The organism is Streptomyces sp. NPDC055962, from assembly GCF_042270185.1.
GTDB lineage: Bacteria > Actinomycetota > Actinomycetes > Streptomycetales > Streptomycetaceae > Streptomyces.
In genome coordinates this window covers 212,918-234,406 of sequence record NZ_JBHJYN010000005.1, presented here as the reverse complement: position 1 = coordinate 234,406, position 21,489 = coordinate 212,918, and the positions used below count along the sequence as shown (strand labels likewise).

Here is a 21,489-nt window from a genome sequence, read left to right as displayed (position 1 = left end):
GCTCCCCCGGTCAGCGGCGCGAGTCGTAGGTCGCGTCGATGTGCTCGGCGACCGAGACGACCAGCAGGCGTGTGCCCGGGACGGTCGCCCGCCACCGGTGCCGGACACCGCCGGAGAGGAAGAGGGTGTCGCCCTTGCCCAGCCGGTGGGCCTGCCCCTCGGCCTCCACCTCGACGGCGCCCTCCACGACGTACATCACCTCGTCGTTGCGGTGCTGGAACTCGCGCCCGAGGTCCTGTTCGCCGATGAACTCCAGCGCGCTGAGCTGGTGCCGCCCGCGCACCAGACGGCGTACACCGTCCTCGTCGTCCGCGCGGACGACGTCCACCGCGCGGGCCGAGTCGGCCGCTGCCCGCAGCCGCTCGGTCGTGGTCTCCAGCGCCTCCGCCACCCGGTCCAGCGAGCGGGGGCTGGGTCTGGCCCGTTCGTTCTCGATCTGGCTGAGGAACGGTACGGACAGTCCGCTGCGCCCGGCCACCGCGGCCAGGGTGAGTCCGAGCGTCCTGCGGCGTCGGCGAACCGCGGCACCCACTCGAAGGGCTTCCTTGTCGTCCATGTCCGGCTCCCTCCCCGGATCGCCATCCTCCCGGTTGCCAGCACCCTACGCATGTCGTTCGCGGCACGGAGGGGGAAGCGGGCGGCCGGGGAGGGACGAGAACCTTCGGGGACTCCTCCTGACAAGCCTGAAGGGGACGGCCCCGGTGCGCTACCGGGGCCGTCCCCTCCGTCGTGGCGGGAAGGCGTGGATCAGCTGCCGACGGGCGCCAGCTTCGCCACCACGTCCGGGTTGGCGTCCATCCAGCGGCGGGCGGACTCCTTCTCCTTGCCCGCGCCGCCCTTCTGCATCTCCACCTCGAGCGAGGCCAGCTGCGCCTCGCTGAGCTCGAAGTCCTTCAGCCAGCCCGTCAGCTCCGGGAAGTCCTTGGCGAAGTCCTTCTTGGCGACCGTGTGGATCTGGTCGCCCTTGCCCCAGGCACCCTTCGGGTCCTCGAGCTTCTTCAGGTCGTGCTTGCCGTAGGCCCAGTGCGGCGACCACAGGGTCACCACGACCGGCTCCTTCTTCTTGATCGACCGGTTCAGCTCGGCCAGCATCGAGGACGTGCTGGAGGAGACCACCTCGTACTCACCTTCGAGGCCGTACTCCTTGAGCACCTTCTTGTTCAGCACGCCCATCATCCCGGCGCTCGACTCGATACCGATGATCTTGCCGTTGAACTTCTTGCCCTGGCCCTTGAGGTCCTCGAGCGAGTCGATGCCCTTGACGTACGAGGGGACCGTCAGCTCCAGGGAGGTCGGCCCGTACCAGGAACCGAGATCCGTGAGGTTCTCCTTGTACTGGTTCCAGTAGTCCTTGTGCGTCGTCGGCAGCCACGAGTCGAACTGGACGTCGAGCTGGCCCTGCGCGAGTCCCGTGTAGAGCGGGCCGGGGTCGAGCTGCTTGACCGAGGTCTTGTAGCCGCGGTCCTCCAGCATGTTCTGCCACAGGTAGGTGGAGGCGATGGCCTCGTCCCAGGGGAAGTACCCCAGGTTGACGGTCTTGCCCGCGTCCTTGCCCTGCTGCGCGCCGCCGCCGCCCGGCACCGGTGCCAGCTTGTCGACGAGGCCCGGGTTCTTCTTCAGCCAGCTGCGGACGCCGTCCTGCTCCTTGCCCTGGCCGGCTCCCTGGATCTCGTTCTCCAGGCTGGTCAGCTGCTTCTCGCTGAGCTTGAAGTCCTTCAGCCACTTGGCGACCGTGGGCGACTTCTTCGCGAAGCCCTTGTGGGCGACGGTGTGGACCTCTTCGCCCTTGCCCCAGGCACCCTTCGGGTCCTCGAGCTTCTTCAGGTCGTGCTTGCCGTAGGCCCAGTGCGGCGACCACAGGGTCACCACGACCGGCTCCTTCTTCTTGATCGAGGCGTTGAGCTCCGCCAGCATCGAGGAGGTGCTGGAGGAGACCACCTCGTACTCGCCCTCCAGGCCGTACTCCTTGAGCACCTTCTTCTTCAGGGTGCCCATCATCCCGGCGCTCGACTCGATACCGATGATCTTGCCGTCGAACTTCTTGCCCTGGCCCTTGAGGTCCTCGAGCGAGTCGATGCCCTTGACGTACGAGGGGACCGTCAGCTCCAGGGAGGTCGGCCCGTACCAGGAGCCGAGGTCGTCCAGCTGGTCGCTGTACTTGTCCCAGTAGTCCTTGTGCGTGGTCGGCAGCCAGGAGTCCGTCTGGAAGTCGATGTCGCCGCGGGCGACACCCGAGTACAGCGGTCCGGCGTCGAGCTGGGTCATCCCGGTCTCGAAGCCGCGCTGTTCCAGGATCTCCTTCCACAGGTAGGTGGAGGCGATGCCCTCGTCCCAGGGGATGTACCCCATGTTGATCTTCTCGCCCTTGCCGACGTCCGTGCCGCCGGCCTGCGAGGCCCCGGAGTCCGAGGAACCCGCGATGTTGAGGCCGCCCGCGACGAGCGCGAGGACGACGACACCGGTCATGGCGACGGCGGTGCCCGGCTTGTAGTGCGCGAACTTCAGCTTCCGCGCACCGGCGGCGACCTTGGCGGCCGCGCGGCGGCCGAGCGGGGAGACCCGCTCGTTCAGCGCACCGGTCATCCGGTCCAGGTACATGGCGAGGATGACGACGGCGATCCCGCTCTCGGCGGCCAGGCCGACCTGGAGCTGGGTGATCGCGGCGTAGACCTTCTCGCCGAGACCGCCGGCGCCGGCCATGCCGCCGATGACGACCATGGAGAGCGCCAGCATGATGACCTGGTTGATTCCGGCCATGATCGTCGGCAGCGCGAGCGGGAGCTGCACCCGCGTGAGGGTGTGCTTCGGCGTGGTGCCGAAGGCCTCGGCGGCCTCGACCAGCTCGCTGTCGACCTGGCGGATGCCGAGCTCGGTCATCCGGACGCCGGGCGGCATCGCGAAGACGATCGTGGCGATCACACCGGGCGTGACGCCGACGCCGAAGAACATGACGCCGGGGATCAGGTAGACGAAGGCGGGCATCGTCTGCATGACGTCGAGCACCGGCCGGAGCGCGGAGCTGACGCGGTTGTTGCGCGCCGCCCAGATGCCCGTGGGCACGGCTATCACGATGGTGATGACCGCGGCCACGACGACCAGGGACAGCGTCGCCATCGCCTCGTCCCAGAGGGCGAGGGAGTCGATGAGCGCGAAGCCCACGAAGGTGAGCACGGCGGGGACGACACCGCGCAGCCAGAACGCGATGACGGCGAAGATCCCGGCCATCAGCAGGGGCTCACCCCCGCCGAGCACGGCGTTGACGCCGTCGTACATGCCGCCGAGGACGGTCTTGATGAAGTCGAAGATCCAGGTGAGGTTCGACTGGAGCCAGTCGACCGCGTCCTCGACCCACGCGCCGAAGGTGAACCTAGGCACCGGCGATCACCTTCTTGACCTCACTCTGTACCGGTATCTGCTGGTGGACCTGCGGTTCCTCGCCGAGGGCGGCCAGCAGCCTGTCCCGCGGCACGACACCGATGACCCCGCCGTCCTCACCGGTGACGGCGACGTCCGCGCCGCTGGTGGAGCACGGGGTGAAGAGCTCGGCGATGGGGGTCTCCGAGGTCACCGTCGCGGGGGCGTCCGCCAGCACGTCGTCGTGGGAACGGCCCGCATCGGGCGTCTCCATGATCGAGCCGGCCGTGAGCACCCGGGAGCGGTCGACGTCCTGGATGAAGGAGGCGACGTAGTCGTTGGAAGGCCGGACGAGGATGTCCTCGGCGGTGCCCTGCTGCACGATCTCGCCGTCCCGCATCACGGCGATGCGGTCGCCGAGGCGCATGGCCTCGTTGAGGTCGTGGGTGATGAAGACGATGGTCTTCTTCAGACGCTTCTGCAGTTCGAGGAGCTGGTCCTGCATGTCACGGCGGATCAGCGGGTCGAGCGCGCTGAAGGACTCGTCCATCAGCAGCAGGTCGGCGTCGGTGGCGAGCGCGCGGGCCAGGCCCACACGCTGCTGCATGCCGCCGGACAGCTCGTCGGGCCAGGACTTCTCCCAGCCGGCGAGGCCGGTCATCTCCAGCGCCTCAGCGGCACGCGCCTCCCGCTCGGCCTTCGGGACACCCTGGACCTCGAGGCCGTACGCCGCGTTCTCCAGCACGCTCCGGTGCGGGAAGAGCGCGAAGTGCTGGAAGACCATGCTGATCTTGGTGGAGCGGACACTGCGCAGCTCGCGGGGGCTGAGCGCGGTCAGGTCCTGACCGTCGAACAGCACCTGGCCGGCCGTGGGCTCCAGCAGGCCGTTGAGCATCCGCAGCAGGGTGGACTTCCCTGATCCGGAGAGCCCCATGACGACGAAGATCTGGCCCGGCTCCACGGTGAACGAGGCGTCGATCACCGCTGCGGTCGTTCCGTCGGCGCGCAGCTCGTCGCGGTGGGTACCGCCTTCGAGCTTCCGCACGGCTTGATCGGGTCGTCTGCCGAACACCTTGTACAGGTGCTCCGCTTGCAGCCTTGACACATACACCTCACGCGTTGAACCGAGAACGGTCTGCCACCCCCGTGGGCAGAACGTGGAGCGGCGCGGATTCGGCCCGCAGAACACGCGCATCGTTGAAAATGGACGTGATCCGCTCCGGTGCCGCGCCTGCCCTCGCTTATACGACCCAAACACGTGTGTGATCCAGTTCACTCGCGTGAATTCGCCATTCCGGGAACCGCGCCCTCCACCCCGCCCGGGGTGTCGGCGGGGTGCGGCATCATCGGGGTGTGACGCGACGCCTGATGCTCCTCGACACCGCCTCCCTCTACTTCCGCGCCTATTTCGGCGTCCCGGACTCGGTGCGCGCACCGGACGGCACCCCGGTCAACGCCGTGCGCGGCCTGCTCGACTTCATCGCCCGGCTCGTCCAGGACCACCGGCCGGACGACCTGGTGGCCTGTATGGACGCCGACTGGCGCCCGCAGTGGCGGGTCGACCTGATCCCGACGTACAAGGCCCACCGGGTGGCCGTCGAGACCACCGCGGGAACCCCCGACGAGGAGGAGATCCCCGACACCCTCTCGCCGCAGGTCCCGGTGATCGAGGCCGTACTGGACGCGCTGGGCATCGCCCGGGTCGGTGTCTCCCCCTACGAGGCGGACGACGTGATCGGCACCCTGGCCGGGCGCGCCGGCGGCCCCGTGGACATCGTCACCGGGGACCGCGACCTCTACCAGCTGGTCGACGACGCCCGCGAGGTGCGGGTGCTCTACCCGTTGAAGGGTGTGGGGACGCTCCAGGTCACCGACGAGGCGTGGCTGCGGGAGAAGTACGGCGTGGACGGCGGCGGGTACGTCGATCTGGCCCTGCTGCGCGGCGACCCGAGCGACGGGCTCCCGGGGGTGCCCGGCATCGGCGAGAAGACGGCGGCGAAGCTGCTGGACGCCTTCGGCGACCTGGCCGGGATCATGGCCGCGGTGGACGACCCCGCGGCCAGGCTGACGCCGTCGCAGCGCAAGCGGCTGGACGAGGCCCGGGACTACGTCGCGGTCGCCCCGAAGGTCGTCCGTGTCGCCGGCGACGTCCCCCTGCCGGAATTCGACCCCGCACTCCCCCGCGAACCCCGCGACCCCGCCGCCCTGGAGGCCCTCGCGACGCGGTGGGGCCTGGGGAACGCGCTCCAGCGCCTTCTCCTGACGCTCCAGACATGAAGGTGCTAGCTTAGGTAATCCTAAGTACGCCGATCCTCATATATGTCCAGAGCAGGGAGAACCTCGTGGCAGAGCGGCCGCAACGCCAGGCACCCAAGGCGCAGGGGGCGCAGGTTCTGCGCACCGAGCAGATCACCCCGCACATGGTGCGTGTGGTCCTCGGCGGCGAGGGCCTGGCCGGCTTCACGCTCGCGGGACACACCGACCACTACATCAAGCTGTGTTTCGCCCCCGAGGGGGCGGAGTACACCCACCCCTTCGACATGGCGGCGATCCGCGAGGAGCACCCGCGCGAGCTGTGGCCCACCACCCGCACGTACACGGTCCGCTCCTGGGACCCCGACGCCCGTGAGCTCGCGGTGGACTTCGTGGTCCACGGCGACGAGGGCCTGGCCGGCCCCTGGGCGGCGCGGGCGCTCCCCGGCGACCAGGTGACCTTCCTGGGCCCCGGCGGCGGATACGCCCCGGACGCCTCGGCGGACTGGCACCTGCTGGTGGGCGACGAGAGTGCGCTGCCCGCCATCGCCGCCTCGCTGGAGCAGATGCCCGAGGGTGCGCTGGTGCACGCCTTCGTGGAGGTTCCGGACGCCTCGGAGGAGCAGAAGCTCGCGGCACCCGAGGGCGTCTCACTGACGTGGTTGCACCGCGGCGGTCGTCCGGTCGGCGAGTCCCTCGTCGCGGCGGTGGCCGGGCTCGACTTCCCCGAGGGCGAGGTGCAGGCGTTCGTCCACGGCGAGGCGGGCTTCGTGAAGGAGATCCGGCGCCATCTCCGCCTGGAGCGCGGCATCCCCCTGCGGCAGCTGTCGATCTCGGGTTACTGGCGCCTCGGCCAGAACGACGACGCCTGGCGCGCGGTGAAGCGCGAGTGGAACGAGCAGGTGGAACGCGAGCAGGAGAGCGCCGCCTAACCCTCCCCCCGGAACCCGGCCGCCGTCCTGGACGGCGGCCGGGTTCCGCTGTTCCGCCCCGGCGGCCGGCCCGCCTGGAAGCCGCCCGGCCCCGCCGGCCGGCCCGCCTCACGGCCTTCCGGCCTCCTCCGCCCCGTCCGTCTCCCCGTACGCGCGGGCGGAGGCATCCACGTGGGCCAGCCGTCGCAGGGCCCCGAACATGGCCTCCCCGAGCACCGTGCCGACGACGACGCTCTCCACCAGGTCCTCGCGGGCCACCCGCCGCCGGACGTAGTCGAGGTCGGCGTGGGCCACGGGCTCCGCCGCGTCCGCGTAGACGTCGAGCAGTTCGGTGAATCCGCCGTGGCCCGCCCTGTGCAGCGCGGCCAGCACGCCCGCCAGGGACAGCGCCGCCGGATTGTCCTCGCTCACCCGCCAGCCACGCCGTGCCAGCAGCGCGGCGACCTCCTCCCGCGCCTCGGCGGACTCGGCCGCCACCTCCCCGGACTCCGCAGCCTCCGCGGAGGTGATGCGGTTGGCCGCCACGCCGAGCACCTCGTGCACCGGCTGCCCGGGGTCGTCGATCGCCCTCAGGACCTCCGCGATGGCGGACAGGGAGAGCCCCCCGACGTCCAGGAGGGCCCGCACCAGCCTCAGCCTGCGCTCGTGCCCGTCGCCGTAGCGCGCCTGGTTCGGGCTGGTCAGTTCGCCCGCGGGCAGCAGCCCCTCTCGTACGTAGTACTTGATCGTCGGTACGGGCACCCCGGACCGACGGCTCAATTCACCGATGCGCACTGTGCGTTCACCTTTCGGAAGCTTGCCAGGCCGACCTCCATCATAGATAGTTCCCCTATCGGATAGCGGAAAGCACCACTATCCATTTTTCAGGGGGGGTCCCCATGCAGTCCTGGCGCACCTGGCACCGGCCGTTAGTCCTCTTCGCCGTCTCGATGACCGTGATGTCCGCCGTCGGCGCGGTGGGGATCCTGGTGGACGACCGCGTCCTCGAAGGCGCACCCGTCTGGGCCAAGCCGTTCAAGTTCGCCGTCTCGTTGGGGGCGTACACACTGACCCTCGCCTGGATGCTGACGCTCCCGACCCGTGCCCGGCGCGTCGGGTGGTGGGCGGGGACCGTCGTCGCCCTCGCGTGCGCGGCGGAGACGGCGGTCATCACCGTTCAGGCGATCAGGGGGAGGCGGAGCCACTTCAACCACGCGACCCCGCTCGACTCGACGCTCTACGAGGTCATGGCCGTCACCGTCGTGATCCTCTGGGCGGGCACCCTCGTCATCGCGCTCCTGCTGCTCCGGGCACGGATCGCCGACCGCGCCTCCGCCTGGGCCGTGCGGTCCGGGGTGCTGATCGCCCTGGTGGGTGCCGCGTTCGGTTTCCTCATGACCCGGCCCTCCTCCGGCCAGCGTGCGGCGGGCGGCCTCGACACCGCCGACGTGGTCGGGGCCCACGCGGTCGGCGTGCCGGACGGCGGCCCCTCGATGGCCCTGACGGGCTGGTCGACGACCGGCGGCGACCTGCGTGTCCCGCACTTCGTCGGCATGCACGCCCTGCAGGTGCTCCCGCTGTTCCTGCTCGCCCTGATGTTCCTCGCCCCCCGGATCACCCGGCTGCGCGACCCCCGCGTGCGTCAGGGTCTGGTGCTCGTCGCCTCCGGCACCTACGCAGCCGTCGTCGCCCTGGTGACCTGGCAGGCGCTCCGCGGCCAGCCGCTGGTCCACCCCGACGGTGCGACGCTCGCCGCCGCGGGACTGATCACCGCTGCCACGGCCGCCGGAGCCCTCGTGGCGCTGCGGCCGGGCGCCGACGCCCCGCGTGCCGGTGCGCCCGGGAAGGAGCCCGTGTCGTGACCGGAGCGCTCTTCGAGATGACGTTCATGGCCGTCGCCCCGTTCTGGCTGCTCATGATCCTCGCACCGCGATGGCGCCCCACACGGCGCCTCGCCGCCTCCCCGCTGACCGTCCTGCCGGTGCTCACCCTCTGGGCGGTGATGGCCGTCCCGGTGTTCCCGGAGTTGTGGGCAGCGGTGAGCAGCCCCGGCATCGACACGTTCCGCGAGCTGACGGCACTGGCGAACGGCGCCGGGGCGGTCTGGGCGCAGATCATCGCGTGGGATCTCCTGCTGGGCCAGTGGATGTTCCTGGAGTCCCGCAGGCTGGGGCTGTCCCCGCTGGTGACGGGCCCGCTGCTGGTGCTGACGATCCTGCTCTCCCCGCTAGGGCTGCTGGTCCTCCTGGTCGTCCGGGCGGCCGTAGGATCCAGGTCCCGGAGGCCGGAGTCCGCGTACGCGCACTCCGGTCCGCCGGAGGGCCGGTAGCCGGCCGGGCGGCCGGTGGAACCTCCGACCAATCCGCGGGCGCTCCGGCTCCGAATCACACAGGAATCCGATGCGTGCTCCGGGAGGACCGTCCGCGTGAGAGAAGCCGTACACATCAGTGGGGTCCCTTCGCAGGGCCCCGGCCTGGAGGATCTGCTCGTCCAGGTCGCCCGTGGCGACCAGGACGCCTTCACCCGGGTGTACGACCATGTCAGCGGGCCGGTCCTCGGCCTGGTGCGGAGCGTGCTCCGTGACCCGGCCCAGTCCGAGGAGGTGGCCCAGGAGGTCCTCGTCGAGGTGTGGCGGACCGCTCCCCGCTTCCAGCCTGCCCGCGGCAGCGCCATGAACTGGGTACTGACGCTCGCCCACCACCGCGCCGTGGACCGGGTCCGGTCGGCCGAGGCGACCGCTGCCCGGGAACACAAGGCCGCGCTGCTCGACCGCACCCCGGACTTCGACGAGGTCTCGGAGCAGGTCGAGAGCCGGCTGGAGAGAGAACAGGTCCGGCGCTGTCTGCGGACGCTCTCCGAGCTCCAGCGGGAGTCGGTGACGCTGGCGTACTACCGCGGACTGACCTACCGGGAGGTCGGCGAGCTCCTGTCCGTACCGCTGGGAACCATCAAGACACGGCTGCGTGACGGCCTCATCCGCCTGCGCGACTGCCTGGGGGTGAGCGCATGAGCACGGCCGAACTGCACACGCTGACCGGGGCCTACGCCCTGCACGCGCTGCCGGAGGACGAGCGCCTCGCGTTCGAGCGGCATCTGGGCGCCTGCGAGGCGTGCGCCCAAGAGGTACGGGAGCTGACCGCCACCGCCGCCCGGCTCGGGCTCGCCGTGACCGCCGCTGCGCCGCCCGCGCTGCGGGACCGGGTGCTGCGGGACATCACGACCGTACGGCAGGAACCGCCGCCCCACGGGCGGGGCTCCCGCTCCGGGGCCTCCCCCGGCCGGACCGGCCGCTGGTCGCGCTACGCGCTCGCCGCGTGCCTGGCCGCGGCCGCCGCCCTCGGCGGGGTCGCCGTCTGGCAGAACCAGGTCGCCCAGGACGCCCAGCAGGAGACCGCGCGGGCCCAGCAGCACAACGAGGAGGTGGCGAAGGTGCTGACCGCGCCGGACGCCACCACCCGTGCCGCGGACCTCGGCAGCGGTGCCCGGGGCACGGTCGTGGTCTCGCAGAGCGTGGACCGGGCGGTGTTCCTCACGTCGGACCTGGCGCCGCCGCCCGGCGGCAAGGTGTACCAGCTGTGGTTCGACGACGGCGGCACCATGCGATCGGCCGGTCTCATGAATCCGTCGGCGAAGGACGACGCGGTGCTGCTGGACGGGCCCGTGGGCCGCGCCTCCGGCATGGGCATCACCGTCGAGCCGGCGGGCGGATCCGAACAGCCGACCTCGGCCCCGGTGGCCCTGGTGGCGTTCCAGGACGCCTGAACCCGCCCCGTCCGAGCGTGCCCCGACGCCCGGCCACGCTCCGTACACACCCGTACGGAGCGTGGCCGGGCGTTCGTCGTCCTGAGTGGCGGTGACCGGGAAGCCGGTGCAGATTGGGCAAGGACGCGTCCCGAGGTGGGGGCCGTGGCGCGTGGCGTCACCGACCAGCGCAGCGCCCGAGGACAGGTGGGCCATGAGCACCGTTGCAGAGACGATCGATGTGGCCGTGCCGGTGAGCACCGCCTACAACCAGTGGACCCAGTTCAAGAGCTTCCCCCGGTTCATGACCGTCGTGAAGAAGGTCGAGCAGATCCGTCCCAACCTCACCCGCTGGGTGATCGGATTCGGTCCGCTGCGCCGCGAGTTCGACGCGGAGATCGTGGATCAGCAGCCCGATTCCCGGGTGGCGTGGCGGAGTCTGGGCCGGCGTTCGGATCACCGGGGTGAGGTGTCGTTCCGCGCGACGGAGCCGGGCCGCACCACGGTCACCCTGAGCATCACCCACGGGCCCCACGGCGGCGCGGCCCTCCTCGCGCACGCCCCGGGGCTCACACGCCGCCTGGTCCGCGCCGAACTCGGTCACTTCAAGGAGTTCATCGAAGGGCTGGGGCAGGAGGGCGGCGCCTGGCGGGGAACCATCCGTGACGGCCACGTCCGGCCCGCGGAGCCCGAGCCCGCCAGGAGCCGGGTTCCCCACTGGCCCGTCGGCTGACCGTCCCGTCCGAGAGCGAGAGACCGAGAGGGCACGTCCGATGAAGAAGGCCCCGCGCGAAGAGCCGGACGAACGGCTGACCGTGAACCCGCCCGAGAAGTGGGCGGCGGGAGTACCCGCCGTGACGCACGCCCTGGAGTACTCCCTCGCGCAGACGTCGGTCCGCCGGACCGCACTGACGCTGCTGTCCATGAACCAGGTGGGCGGGATCGACTGCCCGGGGTGTGCCTGGGCGGACCCGTCCCCCGGGCACCGGCACCTCAACGAGTACTGCGAGAACGGCGCCAAGCACATCAACGACGAGGCGACGACGCGGCGCGTCACGGCCGGCTTCTTCCGGGACCACACCGTCTCCGCACTCGGCCGGCGGTCCGACCTCTGGCTCAACCAGCAGGGCAGGCTGACGGAGCCGATGGTGAAGCGGCCCGGCTCGGACCACTACGAGCCGATCAGCTGGCACGACGCCCTGGGGCTGCTGGCCGACGAGCTGAGGGCGCTGGACTCACCGGACGAGGCGGTCTTCTACACGTCGGGCCGGGTCAGCAACGAGGCCGCGTTCCTCCTCCAGCTCTTCGCGAGGGCCTTCGGCACCAACAACCTGCCCGACTGCAGCAACATGTGCCACGAGTCCAGCGGTTTCGCCCTGCACGAGACCCTGGGCACCGGCAAGGGCACGGTGAGTCTGGAGGACATCCACCACGCCGACCTGATCCTCGTGGTGGGCCAGAACCCCGGGACCAACCACCCGCGCCAGCTCTCGGCGCTGGAGGAGGCCAAGCGCAACGGCGCCCGCATCATCGCGGTCAACGCCCTGCCGGAAGCCGGTCTCCTGAGGTTCAAGAACCCCCAGCAGCCGAACGGGGTCGTCGGCCGCGGTGTCCGGATCGCCGACCAGTTCCTCCAGATCCGCAGCGGTGGCGACCTCGCACTGTTCCAGGGACTGAACCGGCTGCTGCTGGAGGCGGAGGACGCCCGGCCGGGCAGCGTCCTCGACCAGGACTTCATCCGCTCCGACACCAGCGGTTTCGAGGAGTTCTCCCGCCACGCCCGGACCGTCGCGTGGGAGGACGTCCTCGCCGCGACCGGGCTGACCCGCGCGGAGATCGAGAAGGTCAGGGACGAGGTGCTGCGCAGCGAGCGCGTCGTCGTCTGCTGGGCCATGGGGGTGACGCAGCAGAAGCACGGGGTGCCCACGATCCGGGAGATCGTCAACTTCCTGCTGCTGCGCGGAAACCTGGGCAGGGCCGGGGCGGGGGCGTGCCCGGTGCGCGGGCACAGCAACGTCCAGGGCGACCGGACGATGGGCGTGTGGGAGCAGATGCCCGACTCCTTCCTCGACGCCCTGCGCGACGAGTTCGGCTTCGAGCCTCCGCGCGCCCACGGGCTCGACTCGGTGAACGCGATCCGGGCGATGCGCGAGGGCCGGGTCACGGTGTTCGTCGGCGTCGCGGGCAACTTCGTGCGGGCCGCTCCGGACAGCGACGTCACCGAGGCGGCCATGCGGCGGTGCGGTCTCACCGTGCACGTCTCCACCAAGCTCAACAGGTCCCACACGGTGTGCGGCCGGACCGCGCTGATCCTGCCGGCCCTGGGCCGTACCGAGCGGGACATCCAGGCGACAGGTGAGCAGTTCGTCACCGTGGAGAACTCGATGAGCGAGGTGCACAGCTCCCACGGACGTCTGGAGCCGGCCTCCAAGGTCCTGCTCAGCGAGGTCGCCATCCTGTGCCGGCTCGCCGCCCGGACCCTCGACGGCAGCGCGGGAATCCCCTGGGCGGAGTTCGAGGCGGACTACGGCACCATCCGGAACCGGATCGCCCGCGTCGTGCCCGGACTCCACGACTTCAACCGCCGGGTGGCCCGGCCCGGTGGCATCAGGCTGCCCAACCCGGTCAACGAGGGCGTCTACGCCACCGCCACGGGCAAGGCCATGTTCACCTGCAACGCCTGGGAGATGCTGCACGCCCCCGAGGGGCACCTGCTGCTGCAGAGCCTGCGTTCCCACGACCAGTGGAACACCGTTCCCTACACGGACGACGACCGCTACCGGGGCATCCACGGGAGCCGCCGCGTGGTCCTCGTGAACCCGCAGGACGTGACCCGTCTCGGACTGACGGCGGGGCAGAACGTCGATCTGGTGAGTGTGTGGGCGGGCGGCGCGGACCGCCGCGCTGCGGACTTCACGGTGGTGCCCTACCCGACGGCACCCGGCTGCGCCGCCGCCTACTACCCCGAGACCAACGTCCTGCTGCCGCTGGACAGCGTCGCCGATTCCAGCAACCAGCCGACGGCCAAGGGCATGGTCGTACGGCTGGAGCCCGCGGGGGAGGGAGCGGGCGTCAGCCGGTGACGAGGCTCGCCACGAGGTTGATGGCCGTGGCGAGGATGCTGGTCCCGAACACGTAGGACATCAGGGTGTGGCGCAGCACGATCGCCCGGATCGCCGGGCTGGAGACGTCGGTGTCGGACACCTGGTAGGTCATGCCCAGGTTGTAGCTGAAGTAGAAGAAGTCGAGGTACGCCGGCTGCCGGCGGGAGTTGAAGTCGATGCCGCCCTCTCCCTCCCCGCCCTCGTCGTAGTAGACGTAGGCGTAGCGGGTGGCGTACATCAGGTGCAGTGCGGCCCAGGCCATGAAGACACCGAAGAGGGCGGTGGCGGCCCCGGCGTGGCCCCGGTCGGCGTCCCCGAGCAGGAGCAGCAGCACGATGGCCAGCAGGGCGCACAGGGCGACCACCACGACCACGAGTTCCTCGATCAGGGGTCTGAAGTCCTCGCGGCGGGCGTTGCGGTGGGTGGCTGCGGCGTCCATCGGCCACAGCACCGCCCATCCCGCGACGACGAACGCGAACTGGGTCGCGGCGATTCCGGCGAGCACCCCCAGTGCCGTCTGGGTGGACCATCCGACGACCGCGCCCACCACGACGCCCAGACCCACCGCACGGACCAGCCGGGGCACGGCGTCCAGCGGCGACCAGATGCTCATGCGTCGGAGGGTATCCCCGGGGCCGCACACCGGCCCGGCACCGGGGGCCTCCCGGGCGAGGCGCGCTGCCGCGGGCACGTGCGCGAGGTACACATCAGGCATGCCGAACCCGCGCAGATCCGCACGCCCCGCGCCTGTGCACGGTGGATGGCGGCCACTCGCCGGGGCGGGTCTCCGCCTGCTCTCCCCGCGCGGTGCGCTGGCCCTGGCCGACGCGGAGGGATCCCTGCTGTTCGCCGCGCGGGCCGCCCTGGCCGTGGGGGTGATCGCCGTCCCGCTCGTGTGCACGGGGCACCCCGGCCTCGCGGTCCACGCGATGCTGGGTTCCTTCACCACGACCTTCGGCCGCGACCTGCCCTACGCACGTCGCGCACGCGTCCTGGCCGCGACCGCCGTGGCGATGACGGCGTGCGTGGGCTGCGGTGCGGCTCTGGCGGCATGGGCCGGCCCCGGCGACGCGGGAGCCGTCGCCGTGGTGGTCGCGGCGACCGCGCTGGTCGCGGGAGCGGCGAAGTTCGCCTGCGACGCCACGCGGCTCAGCGGGCTCGGCGCCGTCATGCTGCTGTTCTCGTTCGCGGTGGCGGCCAACGGCCCGGCGACCGGCGCGGACGTGCTTCCCTTCACGGCGCTCGCGGCGGCGGGGGCGGCGTCGGCCTGGCTCCTGGCGGCCGCCGACTGGCGCCTCCACCCGGACCGGCCGCAGCGCCTGGCCGTGGCCACCGCGCTGCGCAGGGTCGCCGCTCTGCTGGAGACGGACGAGGCCGGGAGCGTGCCGCGTCCCACCCGCCATCGGGCGACCGTGGCCGTCCTCCACGCCTACCAGTGCCTCGGATACCCGCCGCCGGCCTCCGCGGCGCGGACCGGGCCGGCGCGCGACGCGGTCTTCATGCGGCTCACCGACCTGTGCTGGACCCTCCTGGTCGACTCCGCGCAGGCCACGCCCGGCGCGCGGCTCCTGACCGCCGGCCGTCTGCGCCGCCAGGCGCGCCTGCTCGGTGCCGGGCGCAGGACGGTCCTCGTCCTTCCTGAGCTGCGCTCCCGCCTCGGCGCGACGGCGCCGTTCCAGGAGTCCGGGCGGGGCGGGGACCTCGGTCCCGCACAGCCTCCGGCGGTGCCGGCCGACAGCGCCGCGCTGCGCGCGACCGAACTGCTGATCGGGCCGCCGGGCAACTCCCGCCACTACGGCCCTCTGGTCGTCTCCGCCCTGCGGATGACGCTGGGCACCGGGGTGGCGGGAGGTCTGGCCGTGCTGCTGGACCTGGAGCACGGCTACTGGGCGGCGATCTCGGCCGCGGCGGTCCTGCACTCCGTCAACCTCCGCACCACGGCGCAGCGCGCGGCCCAGCGGGCCCTGGGCACAGCCGTCGGGCTGCTGCTCGCACTCGCCGTCCTGGGGGCGCGTCCTGAGCCCCTCGTGCTCGTCCTGGCCATCGTGGGTCTGGAGTTCCTGCTGGAGTGCGTCGTGGCCCGGAACTACGCCCTCGGGGTCGTCTTCCTCACGCCGCTGGCCCTGCTGCTGAGCGATCTGTCGGCGCCCGCGCCGGCCGGGGACCTGGTCCTGGACCGTGTGCTCGGCAGCGGCCTGGGCATCGCCGTCGGGCTGGTGTGCGCGCTGCTGGTCGTCCACGACCGTGCGGCGGTGCGGGTGGACCGTGCCCTGGCCGCGTGCACGGAGGCGGCCGACCTCGCCGAACGGTCGCCGGCCGGGGACGGCGGGCCCCGGCCCTCGCCCGTGCAGATGCGACTGGTCGCGGCGGCCGTGGAACTGCGGGAGGCCGACGACGCGGCGGCCGGTGAACTGCTGCCGGCCGGGATCGACCCCGCACGCCTCGCGGCCGCCGAACGGCGTGCCTACGCATTGCTCCGCCGGCTGGAGCGGCACGGGCCGGGGCGCTGACGGACGCCCCGGACCCGCTGCCTCACCGAACCCTCCGTCAGCGCCCGTGTCCGCGGGGCGGGCGGGGGAAGAAGCCGCTGGTGCGGGCCCTGTACTCCTCGTATCCCGGCCGTCCCGCCATGTGCCGCTCCAGCAGCGCCTTCCCGCTGCCCAGGGTCAGCAGGAGGCTCATCACGACGGGCGAAACGAGCGTCGTGGCGGCCACCGCGGGTTCCTGGCAGACGAGGAGGAACAGTCCCCACCAGACACAGAAGTCCCCGAAGTAGTTGGGGTGCCGGGTCCAGGACCACAGGCCCCGGTCCATGATCCGCCCCTTGTTCGCGGGGTCGGCCTTGAACCGGGCGAGCTGGGCGTCCCCGACCGCCTCGAAGCCGATCCCCACCGCCCACAGCGCGGTCCCGGCCAAGGCCCACCAGGTCAGAGGCCCCGTCAGGTAGCAGGCGGCCTGCACCGGGAGGGAGATCAGCCAGACGAGGGCGCCCTGCAGGAGGTAGACCTTGCGCAGGGCGTAGAGGCCGGGGCTGCCGGGTGCCTTGGCGAGCATCGCCTCGTAGCGCGGATCCTCGCCGTGGCCCCGGCCCCGCCGGCCGATGTGCACGGCCAGCCGCAGGCCCCAGACGACGGTGAGCGCGGTCACCAGGAGCCGGCGGCCGGCGTCCCCGTCACCGGCCGACATCGCGTACGAGGCGAGGGCGACGGCCGCGAAGCCGATCCCCCAGGCCACGTCGACGATCCGGTGCAGGCCCTTGCGCAGGGCGATCAGGAACGTCACGAGCATGACGCCGAGGGCCGCTCCGGCCGCCACCGCCAGGTTCTGGGCGAACTCCCCCCATCCGAAGGCGCTCACGGGGCGTCCGCCCGGTCCGGGGCCACGGCCTGGTGCGGAACCTGCGCGCTCTCCGCGTACCAGCCGTGCCGGGTGGCGGGGAGACCGGCCGAGCCGTCCGTGTCGGGCCGCACCGAGAGGATCTGGTCGACGCCCATGCGCCGTTCCTCGAAGGCGAGGGCGCCGCCGACCAGGTACAGGCGCCACACCCGGGCGGTCTCCTCCCCCACGAGCGCCACGAACTCCGGCCAGCGCTCCTCCAGGGTGCGGCGCCATGCCTCGACGGTCAGGACGTAGTGCTCGCGCATCGACTCGACGTCACGCACCTCGAACCCGGCGCCCTCCAGCAGCCCGACGGTCTCGCCGAGCGGGCGCATGTGCATGTCGGGCGCGATGTACGACTCGATGAACGCCCCGCCGCCCGGGGCGGTCGTCCCGCGGGACATCTGCTGGACCAGGGCGCGCCCCCGCGGCCGCAGCACCGAGTGGAGCAGCGCGGTGAAAGCCGGGTACTCCGCGTCGCCGACGTGCTCCCCCATCTCGATGGTGGACACGGCGTCGTACCCGCCTTGGAAGCCGGGCAGGCCCGCGACGTCGCGGTAGTCGCAGCGGTGCACCTCGACGAGGTCCTTTAGGCCGCGCGCCTCCACCTGGCCGCGTACGTGGGCGGCCTGTTCGGCGGAGAGTGTGACGGCGGTGACCCGCACCCCGTGCCGGGCGGCCGCGTGGAGCGTCAGGGAACCCCAGCCGCATCCGATGTCGAGCAGCCGGGCGCCGGACGTCAGGCCCAGCTTGCGGCAGATCAGTTCCAGCTTGTCGCGCTGCGCGTCGGCGGGTCCGTAGCCGGGGGCGTCGCTGGTCCAGTAGCCGCAGGAGTAGGCCATGGTCTCGTCGAGCAGCAGCGAGTAGAAGGCGTTGGACAGGTCGTAGTGGTGGCTGATCGCGGCCCGGTCGCGGGCCCTGCTGTGCAGCGCGCCGCTCAGCCCGGCCCGGGACCCGGGGACCGGCGGACGGGGCCCGACGGCGCCGAGGCGCAAGGCGGTTCGCAGGGCCCGGAGGCGGTCGGACAGAGCGGGCCGGGGAGCTTGCATGCCGTGCTCGCGCCCGGCGCGGCGCAGCGCCCGCAGACCGTCCGCCAGGTCGTCGGCGAGGTCGATGTCACCCGTGATGTAGGCCTCGGCGAGGCCGAGTTCGCCGGGCTGCCACAGCAGCCGGCGCAGCGCCCGCCGGGAGCGTACGTGCACGGTGGGCGCGTCCTCGGGTCCGGTCTCGCTGCCGTCCCACATCCTGATCCTGACCGGCGGCGGGCCGCCGAGGAACTGCTGGACGACCGGCGCGATCCGCTGCGCCGCTCCGGTGGCCGGGGTGGGGGTCGTGGTGGTCACGCGGTGTCCTCACGGGTCAGGAGAATCTGCTGCACATCGAGGTAGCCGGACCGGAATCCGGCCTCGGAGTAGGCGAGGTAGAAGGTCCACATCCGGCGGAACGTGGCGTCGAAGCCCAACGCGTCCACCTGGGCGGCCCGCTCCTCGAAGCGTTCCCGCCAGAGCCTCAGGGTCTCGGCGTAGTGGGTGCCGAAGCCGTCGCGCTGTCGTGTCCGCAGACCGGTGTGAGCGGTGGTGACGCGCTCGACGGCCTCGGTGGAGGGGAGCAGTCCGCCGGGGAAGATGTACTTCTGGATCCATGTGTAGGTGCTGCGACTGGCGAGCATCCGGTCGTCCGGCATCGTGATGGCCTGGAGTGCGATCCGTCCGCCGGGGGCGAGGCGGCTCTCCAGCGTCCGGAAGTACTGGGGCCAGAACTCCGCGCCGACCGCTTCGATCATCTCGACGCTGACGATCGCGTCGTACTCCCCGGTGACGTCCCGGTAGTCGCAGAGCCGCACGTCGACCCGGTCCTCGTGGCCGGCCTCGCGGATCCGGGCCCTGGCCAGCTCCCGCTGTTCCCGGGAGAGGGTGACGGTGGTGACACGGGCGCCCCGCGCGGCAGCGCGCACGGCGAGTTCGCCCCAGCCGGTGCCGATCTCCAGCAGCTCGGTGCCGTGGCGCACTCCGGCCAGGTCCAGCAGTCTGTCGATCTTTCGGTGCTGGGCGGCGGGCAGCAGGTCCTGCTCGGCCGGGAATCCGCGGAAGACGGCGGAGGAGTACGTCAGGGTGTCGTCGAGGAAGAGAGCGAAGAGGTCGTTCGACAGGTCGTAGTGGTGGCTGATGTTGTCACGGGACCCCTCGGGGGTGTTGGCCTGGGAGGCGGGCTGCCGGAGCGCCCACAGGCTCCGCAGCTTCTGGAGCGGGGCCGGCACGAGGTCGGCCGCGTTCCCGGCGAGGACGGTCAGGACGCCGACGAGGTCGGGCGAGTCCCACTCGCCCGCCATGTACGACTCACCGAAGCCGATGAGCCCGCCCGCCCCGATCCGCCGGAAGAAGGCGTCGGGCCGGCGGATCTCCATGAGCGGTCCGCCCCGCCCGATGCTGTCGCGTCCGGCGAGCCTGACGCGCAGCGGCAGCCGGGAGAGGGCGTGCCGGACGAGCCGTTCGGCCACGGCGGTCCGCACTCCGGAGGCCCGCGGCTGGGCGGCCACATCGGGCCACCGGGCCGGGTCCACGCGCACCCGGGAGGGCGGGGCGGACCGGGCCTGGGCCGGGACGGTGCCGTTGCGGACGGGAGCCGCGGACGAGGTGGGAGGGGTGGGAGAGGTGGGCACCTTCACTGCATGCCTTCCTGGGTCTGGTGAGGGGGACGTGGCTGCACGGGCAGCCGGCGCAGGAACAGCCGGATGCCGTGGAGCCTGATGGCGGCGGACACCACCGCGGTGGAGAAGGGGTGGCGCAGGAAAAGCCGGAGCAGGTGGGCGGGGGTACCGGGGCGGCGGGTGCCTCGTACGGTCGCCGTGAACGGACGGGCTTGACCACGCTCCAGATGGACCGTCAGGTTCAGCTGCGGGCCGGGCTCGGGAAGCCGCATCCGGTAGTCGCCGTCCACCGGGAAGAACGGCGACACGTAGAAGTCCTTGCCGGTCACCGCGCGGTCCGCGGCGTCCGGGTGCAACAGGTAGCAGTGGCGCTCGCCGTAGGTGTTGTGGACCTCGGCGACGACGCAGAGGGGGGCGCCGTCAGGGCGGTGGCACCAGTAGACGGTCAGCGGGTTGAAGACGTGGCCGAGGACCCTGGCCTGGGTGAGCATGGTGACGGTGCCGCCGGCGAGGTCCACACCCCGGGCCGCGAGGAACCGTTCGAGTCCCGCCCGCACGGTGGGCGCCGTGCCGCCGAAGTGGTCGCGGGCGTCGAAGCGGGCCAGGGGGCGCAGCGGGGCAGGCAGCCGCGGCGGGCTGTCCGGGTCGATGAGCCACAGATAGGTGCGGTGCCGCAGCGCGTACCTGCGGGGTGCGGTCCGTACGTGGGTGATGGTGCACGGGTAGAGGGCGCTCACCAGACCACCCCGAGTGCGGCCGCGGCCTCGACCCCGGAACGGCAGCCGTCCTCGTGGAAGCCCCAGCCGTGGTAGGCGCCCGCGTAGGCGGTGACCGGGCCCGAGAGCGCGGGCAGCCGGGCCTGGGCGGCGACCGATTCCGGGGTGAAGACGGGGTGTTCGTAGACCATGCGGGCCCGTACCCGCTCCGGGTCGACGCGGTCGGCGCCGTTCAGGGTGACGACGAACCGATCGGGGGCGTCCAGGCGCTGGAGGCGGTTCATGTCGTAGCTGACGGTGACCCGGTCGGCGTCGGCCGCGCACGAGGGCATCAGGTAGTTCCAGGAGGCCGCGGCGCCCCGGCTGCGCGGCAGGAGCGTGGTGTCGGTGTGCAGCAGCGTGGGGTTGCGGGAGTAGCGGAACGCCCCGAGCGTCCGCCGCTCCTCGTCGGTGGGATCGGCGAGGAGCCGGAGCGCCTGGTCGGGGTGGGTGGCGAGGACCACCGCGTCGAACGCCTCGGTGGTGCCGTCCTCCGTGACGACGTCCACGCCGTCCCCGTGCCGGCGGACCGTCCTGACCGGGGTGGCCGTGCGCAGGGAGTGCACCTGCTTGGTGACGCGGTCGACGTACTCGCGTGAGCCGCCGGTGACGGTCCGCCAGACCGGGGAGTCCCCGATCGAGAGCATCCCGTGGTGCTCCAGGAACCGGAAGAGGTAGCGGGCCGGGTAGCGCATCGCGGTGACCGGGTCGCAGGACCAGACGGCGGAGACCATGGGCGTCAGGAAGTGGGCCGAGAAGTACGGGGAGAACCGCCCCCGCGCCGCGAAGTCGCCGAGGGTCGTCGGCCCCGTGCCCTCGGGCAGCGCGAGCAGGGCCCGGGCCGCGCGGTGGAAGCGCGGCACCTCGGTCAGCATCCTGAGGTAGGGGCCCCGGAACACGGACCCCGGCCGGGCGAACAGTCCGGCGGCGCCCCGGGCGCCTGCGTACTCCAGGCCGCAGCCCTCGCAGCGGACGGACATGCTCATCTCCGACTCCTGCGTGGCCACGCCGAGTTCGCCGAAGAGCCGGAGGAGGTGCGGGTACGTCCGCCTGTTGTGGACGATGAATCCCGAGTCGACGCGGTGCGTCCGGCCGTCCGTCGAGGTGAGGTCGTGGGTGTGCGCATGCCCGCCGGGCCGACGGTCGGCCTCGAAGAGCGTCACGTCGTGCGCCTTGCCCAGTACGTGCGCGGCGGTGAGGCCCGCCACCCCGCTGCCCACCACGGCTGTGCGCCGCCGCTCCCTTGTCATTCGGTTCCCTCCGGTGTTCCGCCTGGCCGGGGCGTTGCTTCAGCGCCCCTCAGAGGTCATTCGGGGCCGAGGGCGCCGCGGATTGGCCGATGATCG

Annotated in this window: 19 protein-coding genes; 9 read left to right on the top strand and 10 right to left on the bottom strand. The window is 72.0% G+C overall.

Annotated features, from left to right (window positions below):
* Positions 1–10 precede the first annotated feature (10 nt).
* The 3 genes from ACFC51_RS17190 to ACFC51_RS17180 form a co-directional block, all read right to left on the bottom strand.
* The gene (locus ACFC51_RS17190; RefSeq protein WP_376372592.1) at positions 11–556 is read right to left on the bottom strand and encodes a helix-turn-helix domain-containing protein; all 546 of its coding nucleotides are present in this window, start codon (positions 554–556) and stop codon (positions 11–13) included.
* A gap of 191 nt (positions 557–747) precedes the next feature.
* Positions 748–3,375: an ABC transporter permease/substrate binding protein gene (locus tag ACFC51_RS17185; RefSeq protein WP_376529417.1), complete on the bottom strand. Its 2,628-nt coding sequence runs from the start codon at positions 3,373–3,375 to the stop codon at positions 748–750.
* Positions 3,368–4,459 carry a glycine betaine/L-proline ABC transporter ATP-binding protein gene (locus ACFC51_RS17180; RefSeq protein ID WP_376372597.1) on the bottom strand — a complete coding sequence of 364 codons (1,092 nt, stop codon included), beginning with the start codon at positions 4,457–4,459 and terminating at the stop codon, positions 3,368–3,370. The genes ACFC51_RS17185 and ACFC51_RS17180 overlap by 8 nt, the downstream gene beginning before the upstream one ends.
* A gap of 263 nt (positions 4,460–4,722) precedes the next feature.
* Here ACFC51_RS17180 and ACFC51_RS17175 point away from each other — a divergent pair, with 263 nt between their 5' ends.
* Positions 4,723–5,631 carry a 5'-3' exonuclease H3TH domain-containing protein gene (locus tag ACFC51_RS17175; protein ID WP_376529664.1) on the top strand — a complete coding sequence of 303 codons (909 nt, stop codon included), beginning with the start codon at positions 4,723–4,725 and terminating at the stop codon, positions 5,629–5,631.
* 65 nt (positions 5,632–5,696) lie between these two features.
* Positions 5,697–6,539, top strand: coding sequence for a siderophore-interacting protein (locus ACFC51_RS17170; protein ID WP_376414655.1), 843 nt, complete (start codon positions 5,697–5,699; stop codon positions 6,537–6,539).
* A gap of 108 nt (positions 6,540–6,647) precedes the next feature.
* Here ACFC51_RS17170 and ACFC51_RS17165 read toward each other — a convergent pair whose 3' ends face one another.
* A complete protein-coding gene (locus ACFC51_RS17165; RefSeq protein ID WP_376369589.1) occupies positions 6,648–7,313 on the bottom strand; it encodes a MerR family transcriptional regulator in 666 nt (221 codons plus the stop codon).
* Between the two features lie 104 nt (positions 7,314–7,417).
* Between ACFC51_RS17165 and ACFC51_RS17160 the strand changes: the two genes are divergently transcribed.
* The 6 genes from ACFC51_RS17160 (at position 7,418) to ACFC51_RS17135 (ending at position 13,342) form a co-directional block, all read left to right on the top strand.
* Complete coding sequence (locus tag ACFC51_RS17160; protein WP_376529414.1) at positions 7,418–8,380, top strand: hypothetical protein; 963 nt, start codon at positions 7,418–7,420, stop codon at positions 8,378–8,380.
* Positions 8,377–8,847, top strand: coding sequence for an ABA4-like family protein (locus ACFC51_RS17155; RefSeq protein ID WP_376369591.1), 471 nt, complete (start codon positions 8,377–8,379; stop codon positions 8,845–8,847). The genes ACFC51_RS17160 and ACFC51_RS17155 overlap by 4 nt, the downstream gene beginning before the upstream one ends.
* A gap of 96 nt (positions 8,848–8,943) precedes the next feature.
* Positions 8,944–9,528: a sigma-70 family RNA polymerase sigma factor gene (locus ACFC51_RS17150; protein ID WP_376369592.1), complete on the top strand. Its 585-nt coding sequence runs from the start codon at positions 8,944–8,946 to the stop codon at positions 9,526–9,528.
* On the top strand, positions 9,525–10,280 hold the full coding sequence (locus ACFC51_RS17145; RefSeq protein WP_376529411.1) for an anti-sigma factor domain-containing protein: 756 nt from the start codon (positions 9,525–9,527) through the stop codon (positions 10,278–10,280). Before ACFC51_RS17150 ends, ACFC51_RS17145 begins: the two co-directional genes overlap by 4 nt.
* Positions 10,281–10,473: 193 nt before the next feature.
* Positions 10,474–10,992 (top strand): SRPBCC family protein, encoded by a 519-nt coding sequence (locus tag ACFC51_RS17140; RefSeq protein WP_376529408.1) that lies wholly within the window; start codon positions 10,474–10,476, stop codon positions 10,990–10,992.
* A gap of 40 nt (positions 10,993–11,032) precedes the next feature.
* Positions 11,033–13,342 (top strand): FdhF/YdeP family oxidoreductase, encoded by a 2,310-nt coding sequence (locus tag ACFC51_RS17135; protein ID WP_376529407.1) that lies wholly within the window; start codon positions 11,033–11,035, stop codon positions 13,340–13,342.
* Here ACFC51_RS17135 and ACFC51_RS17130 read toward each other — a convergent pair.
* The gene (locus tag ACFC51_RS17130) at positions 13,332–13,976 is read right to left on the bottom strand and encodes a DUF1345 domain-containing protein (RefSeq protein WP_376529404.1); all 645 of its coding nucleotides are present in this window, start codon (positions 13,974–13,976) and stop codon (positions 13,332–13,334) included. The two genes, ACFC51_RS17135 and ACFC51_RS17130, sit on opposite strands and share 11 nt — an antisense overlap.
* A 100-nt stretch (positions 13,977–14,076) precedes the next feature.
* Here ACFC51_RS17130 and ACFC51_RS17125 point away from each other — a divergent pair, with 100 nt between their 5' ends.
* Positions 14,077–15,873, top strand: a complete 1,797-nt coding sequence (locus tag ACFC51_RS17125) for an FUSC family protein (protein ID WP_376369601.1) — start codon at positions 14,077–14,079, stop codon at positions 15,871–15,873.
* Positions 15,874–15,910: 37 nt separating this feature from the next.
* Here the strand turns inward: ACFC51_RS17125 and ACFC51_RS17120 are convergent, their stop codons facing one another.
* The 5 genes from ACFC51_RS17120 to ACFC51_RS17100 form a co-directional block, all read right to left on the bottom strand.
* Positions 15,911–16,720 carry a DUF1295 domain-containing protein gene (locus ACFC51_RS17120; protein WP_376369602.1) on the bottom strand — a complete coding sequence of 270 codons (810 nt, stop codon included), beginning with the start codon at positions 16,718–16,720 and terminating at the stop codon, positions 15,911–15,913.
* Entirely contained in the window at positions 16,717–18,084 is a 1,368-nt protein-coding gene (locus ACFC51_RS17115; RefSeq protein WP_376529401.1) for a class I SAM-dependent methyltransferase, read from the bottom strand. The genes ACFC51_RS17120 and ACFC51_RS17115 overlap by 4 nt, the downstream gene beginning before the upstream one ends.
* On the bottom strand, positions 18,081–19,307 hold the full coding sequence (locus ACFC51_RS17110) for a class I SAM-dependent methyltransferase (protein WP_376369737.1): 1,227 nt from the start codon (positions 19,305–19,307) through the stop codon (positions 18,081–18,083). Before ACFC51_RS17110 ends, ACFC51_RS17115 begins: the two co-directional genes overlap by 4 nt.
* A 95-nt stretch (positions 19,308–19,402) precedes the next feature.
* Complete coding sequence (locus tag ACFC51_RS17105; RefSeq protein ID WP_376529661.1) at positions 19,403–20,128, bottom strand: DUF1365 domain-containing protein; 726 nt, start codon at positions 20,126–20,128, stop codon at positions 19,403–19,405.
* Complete coding sequence (locus ACFC51_RS17100; RefSeq protein WP_376369606.1) at positions 20,122–21,393, bottom strand: NAD(P)/FAD-dependent oxidoreductase; 1,272 nt, start codon at positions 21,391–21,393, stop codon at positions 20,122–20,124. Before ACFC51_RS17100 ends, ACFC51_RS17105 begins: the two co-directional genes overlap by 7 nt.
* Positions 21,394–21,489 lie beyond the last annotated feature (96 nt).